At 72.7% G+C, this 5,017-nt stretch carries 5 protein-coding genes; 1 reads left to right on the plus strand and 4 read right to left on the minus strand.

The window, feature by feature from the left end; translation table 11 throughout:
- Window positions 1-71: 71 nt before the first annotated feature.
- From NT8_RS27150 to NT8_RS27165, 4 genes are all read right to left on the minus strand, one after another.
- Entirely contained in the window at window positions 72-1,895 is a 1,824-nt protein-coding gene (locus NT8_RS27150) for an acyl-CoA dehydrogenase (protein WP_067975699.1), read from the minus strand.
- A 243-nt stretch (window positions 1,896-2,138) separates the two neighbouring features.
- Window positions 2,139-2,762 carry a superoxide dismutase family protein gene (locus NT8_RS27155; RefSeq protein WP_067975707.1) on the minus strand — a complete coding sequence of 208 codons (624 nt, stop codon included), beginning with the start codon at window positions 2,760-2,762 and terminating at the stop codon, window positions 2,139-2,141.
- A 105-nt stretch (window positions 2,763-2,867) separates the two neighbouring features.
- Window positions 2,868-3,335, minus strand: a complete 468-nt coding sequence (locus tag NT8_RS27160) for a DUF3291 domain-containing protein (protein WP_084469324.1) — start codon at window positions 3,333-3,335, stop codon at window positions 2,868-2,870.
- A gap of 33 nt (window positions 3,336-3,368) precedes the next feature.
- Window positions 3,369-4,040 (minus strand): helix-turn-helix transcriptional regulator, encoded by a 672-nt coding sequence (locus NT8_RS27165; RefSeq protein WP_067975709.1) that lies wholly within the window; start codon window positions 4,038-4,040, stop codon window positions 3,369-3,371.
- A 191-nt stretch (window positions 4,041-4,231) separates the two neighbouring features.
- Here NT8_RS27165 and NT8_RS27170 point away from each other — a divergent pair, with 191 nt between their 5' ends.
- Window positions 4,232-4,993, plus strand: a complete 762-nt coding sequence (locus NT8_RS27170) for a DeoR/GlpR family DNA-binding transcription regulator (protein WP_067975704.1) — start codon at window positions 4,232-4,234, stop codon at window positions 4,991-4,993.
- Window positions 4,994-5,017 lie beyond the last annotated feature (24 nt).

A 5,017-nucleotide genomic window follows, 5' to 3' on the forward strand; every position in this document is an offset into this window, starting at 1 on the left:
GGGGGCGGGGCGGCCCGCGCCGCCCCGCCCCCCGGGACCGTGCTCCGCCGCTGGTCAGGCGGCCGCGCCGGTCAGAACGCCGACTCGGGGACCTCCATCAGGTCCAGCGTGGTGTCCTCGGCGATCCGCCGCTCGGCGGCCAGGCGCGGCAGCACCTGGGCCGCGAAGAAGCGCGCCGCCGCGATCTTGCCGGTGTAGAAGTCGTGGTCGGCGGGGGAGGCCCCGTCGAGCGCGGCCAGCGCGACCTCGGCCTGGCGCAGCAGCAGCCAGCCCAGCACGACGTCGCCCACGGCCATCAGCAGCCGGGTGGCGTTCAGCCCGACCTTGTACAGCTGCGGGGCGTCCTCGGCGGAGCGCATGGCGTCGCCCACCATGACCTCGACGATCTTCTCGACGTCGGCGGCCGCGTCGGCCAGCGCCGCCCGCTCCTCCTTGAGGCGCCCGTTGCCGGCCTCGCCGGCGGCGAAGGACTTCACCTCGCCCATGAGCGCGCCGAACGCCTGGCCGTTGTTCCGCACGATCTTGCGGAAGAAGAAGTCCTGCGCCTGGATCGCGGTGGTGCCCTCGTAGAGGGTGTCGATCTTGGCGTCCCGGATGTACTGCTCGATCGGGTAGTCCTGCAGGTAGCCGGACCCGCCGAGGGTCTGCAGCGACTCCGCCAGCAGCGCGTAGGAGCGCTCCGAGCCGACGCCCTTGACGATCGGCAGCAGCAGGTCGTTCATGGCCTCGACCGCCGCGGCGTCCGCGCCCTCGTGCTTGGCGATCTGCACCGCGTCCTGCTGGGTGGCGGTGTAGATGACCAGGGCACGCAGCGCCTCGGCGTAGGCCTTCTGGGTCATCAGGCTGCGGCGCACGTCGGGGTGGCGGGTGATCGGCACGCGCGGCGCGGTCTTGTCGGCCATCTGGGTCAGGTCGGCGCCCTGCTTGCGCTCCTTGGCGTAGGCGAGCGCGTTGAGGTAGCCGGTGGACAGCGTGGCGATGGCCTTGGTGCCGACCATCATCCGGGCGTGCTCGATGACCAGGAACATCTGCCGGATGCCGTCGTGCTTGTCGCCGACGAGGTAGCCGATGGCGGGGTGCTTGGCGCCGAAGGTGACCTCGCAGGTGGCCGACGCCTTCAGGCCCATCTTGTGCTCGACGTTGGTGACGTAGGCGCCGTTGCGCTCGCCCGGCTCGCCGTTCTCGTCGACGAGGTACTTCGGCACCAGGAACAGCGACAGGCCCTTGGTGCCCGGCCTGGCTCCCTCGGGGCGGGCCAGGACCAGGTGGAAGATGTTCTCGGTCATGTCCTGGTCGCCGGACGTGATGAACCGCTTCACGCCCTCGATGTGCCAGGTGCCGTCGCCCTGGTCGACGGCCTTGGTGCGGCCGGCGCCGACGTCGGAGCCGGCGTCGGGCTCGGTGAGGACCATGGTGGCGCCCCAGCCGCGGTCGATCGCCTGCTGCGCGAACCGCTTCTGCGCGTCGTTGCCCTCCTGGTAGAGCACGTTGGCGAAGCCCGGGCCGGCGGCGTACATGTGCACGGAGGGGTTCGCGCCCAGGACCAGCTCGGCGGCGGCCCACGCGAGGGAGCGGGGGGCGCCCAGGCCGCCCAGCTCCGGCGGGAGGTCCAGGTTGAACCACCCGGCGTCCATGTAGGCGGCGTAGGACTTCTTCAGGCTCTCGGGAAGGGTGACCGAGTTGGTGGCCGGGTCGAACACCGGCGGGTTGCGGTCGGCGTCCTCGAAGGACTCGGCCACGACTCCAGTGGCGAGCCGCTCGACCTCGGCGAGAATGGTACGGGCCGTGTCCTCGTCCAGCTCCTCGAACGGGCCGTTGCCCAGCACGTCCTGGCGCTTGAAGACCTCAAAAAGGTTGAATTCGAGGTCACGGAGGTTGCTCTTGTAGTGCGTCATGGCGCGCTCCGCTGGTGTCGGGGCCGCTGTGTGTCCACACAGGCGATCTCTACTGACTGGTAACAACCTCATGTTACTACCCGGTAGTAGCGATCTGCCAAGCGTCTTCCCCCGATCCCGCCGCCACACCTCCGTCACCACGCCCGCCACCGCCCCCGGGGCGCGCCGCCCCGGCGGCGACGGCGGGCACGGCCATGTCGGCGCGGGCGGGGCGGGGCCGCCCGGGTGCCCTCGGCGGGGGGCTCAGAGGGGGACGTTGACGCAGGCCAGGCGGTCGCCGGCGGTGCCGGCCTCGCCGTGGCCGGTCATCGTGCGGTGGTCGTGGATGACCACCGAGTTCGCCTCGCCCTCGCGCGGGACCCAGTCGACGTCGGAGTCGGTCTCGGCGGCGCCCTCGGCGTCGGTGGTGAAGTCGAGCCAGACCTCGTTCTCCTCGTTGGCGTAGCGGGGGTCGGTGCTGGGCTGCTCGGGGTCGGGGGCGTCCTGGTAGTGCGGCCCGGAGTCGTCGGGGTTCTCGCCGCACGGGCGGGTGTGGACGTGCGCGCCGTAATCGCGGTCGGGTTCGAGGCCGGAGACGGCCAGCTCGTACTCGGTGCCGCGGTCGTCGTCCTCGGTGGTGACGCGGACGTCCACGGTGGCGCCCTCGGGGACCGTGTCGGCGTAGGTGACGGCCGGGGCGTCGGGCGCGTAGGGGGCGAACGCCGCGGAGACCGAGGCGAGTTCGGCCGCGGTGGGCTGCGACGCGCTCTCGGCACCCGGCTCGGGGGAGGGCGGCGGGTCGCCGTCGGCGTTCTCGTGGGCGCCGCCGCAGCCGGCCAGGAGCAGGGACGTGAGGGCGAGCCCGGTGAGGCCGCGGTTCAGGGGCATGCGGTTCAGGGGCATGTCGGAACTCCCGTCGGTCGGATGAGCTCCACGCTACCGAACGTGACGCCTCCGTCACGGGATATCGGGGGGCGGTCCGGCCGATCGGGGTCAGGCCGGGGCCGACGCCGCGCGGGGCGGCGGGAACGGTGCCGCGAAGGTGAAGGCCTCCGGGGTGGGGCCCCGATCGCGCAGCAGGGCCAGGCGGTCGGCGGCCTCCGCCAGGTCCGGGCGGTGCCCGGCGGGCACCCACCACAGGACCAGGTAGATGTCGCGCATGTGCGTGAACCAGTCGCGCCGCCGCCGCAGCAGGTCGAGGTGGTCGCTGCGGTAGGTGAAGTCCCACAGCGCCTCGCGCGACTCCCACACGGAGAAGTTGACGATGACGTCCGGGCCGAACGGGCGCAGGCCGGTGGCGTCGTTGGCGCCGTCCTCGGTGAAGCGCCAGACGAACCCGGGGCTCGCCTCGGCCATGGCGTTGATGGGGTCGAGCAGCGCCACGAACTCGGCCATGGCCGGGTGGTCGAGGGGGTGCGCGAGGGTGCCGATGTTGATCTCTGCCAGGTGGTGGTCGCCCATGGGGGTCAGCAGACCACGGCGGCGTGCTCTATGTCAATTATCGTTTGTTTTAGAGATGGCGACGCAGCACCCGTCCGGCAGGGGGTCCATGCGCGCCTCGATCCCCTCGGCGCCGGCGCCGTCGAGCAGGCCGCGCAGCAGCTCCAGGTTCATGCCGCACGCGAGCGGGGGGTGCTCGCGCGCCAGGGTGTGGAACGGGCAGTTGCGCAGCCGCAGTACATCGGGGTCGTCGGCGTCGGCGGCGGGCTCGTAGCCCTGCTCCGCCAGGTGGCGGCGGACACCGTCGAGCGCCGCCCCGCCCTCGGCCAGCTCCGCGCCGCGCCGCAGGCCCTCGGTCCGGGCCGCCGCGTGGACGGCCGGCTCCAGGCCCTCGGTCCGGACGGCGGCGGCCAGCAGATGGGCGGCGAGCCCGTAGTCGCGCGGCGGGAGCTGCACGCTCACCTCGCGGTCGGCCCGGGAGTACAGCTTGGCCGGGCGGCCCGAGCCGGGCCCCTCGCGCCCCGACCGCTTGCCGTGCGCGACCTCCAGCAGGCCGGCCGCGACCAGCCGGTCCAGGTGGAAGGCCGCGAGGCCCCGCTGGGCGCCGACGGCCTCGGCCGCCTCGGCCCGGCTCACCCCGCCCCCGCGTTCGACCACGTAGCGGTAGAGGCGGCGGCGCAGCGGGTCGGCCAGCGCGCCGACGGCGTCCATCCCGGTCTCGCTCATGGCCCCCATTCTGGGCGCTCGCGGGCGCCCGGTGTGGACGGCCCGCGCGATGGCTGCGGGACGGCTGGTAGCACAACGTATGCCTCACGAAGCCAAACGAAACAATAAAAAACCACACCGTAACTCTTGTGTGGCCCCCGTCATAGCTCCTAGCATCGGGGGCGACCACACGGAAACGCAGGTGATGCCACATGTACGCCGAGGAGCGGCAGCACTCCGTCCTGCAACGCGCCCGCGCCGAAGGGCGCGTGGACGTCGCCGTGCTCGCCGCCGAGTTCGAGGTGACCTACGAGACCGTCCGCCGCGATCTCACGGCCCTGGAACGCCGCGGCGTGCTCCGACGCGTGCACGGTGGCGCCATCCCGGTCGAGCGGCTGGGCTTCGAGCCCGCGCTGACCGTCCGGGACAACGTCATGACCGCCGAGAAGGAGCGCATCGCCAAGGCCGCCCTGGCCGAGGTCCCCGACGAGGGGGCGATCTTCCTCGACGCGGGCTCCACCACCGGCCGCCTGGCCGAGCGGCTGCCCGCCGACCGCGAGTTGACGGTGGTCACCAACTCGCTGTCGATCGTGTCGGTCCTCACCTCGCGTTCCAACATCAACCTGCTCGTCATCGGCGGTCGGCTGCGCCCGCGCACGCAGGCGACCGTCGACGCCTGGGCGCTGCGCGTCCTGGAGGAGACCTACGTCGACGTGGCCTTCATGGCCACCAACGGGCTCTCCGTCGAACGCAGCGCCACCACCACCGACACCGCCGAGGCCATGGTCAAGCGCGCCATGGTGCGCGCCGCCCGCCGGGTGGTGCTGCTCGCCGACCACACCAAGATCGGCAACGACCACTTCACCCGGTTCGCCGGGCTCGACGACTTCGACGCACTGATCACCGACACCGGCCTGGACGAGGGCCTGGCCGAGGAGATCCGCGCCCTCGGGCCGCGGGTCGTCCTCGCCTGACCCCCGCCCGCCGCACCCCGCCCC

The organism is Nocardiopsis trehalosi NBRC 14201 (genome assembly GCF_001552555.1).
Taxonomy (GTDB): domain Bacteria; phylum Actinomycetota; class Actinomycetes; order Streptosporangiales; family Streptosporangiaceae; genus Nocardiopsis_B; species Nocardiopsis_B trehalosi.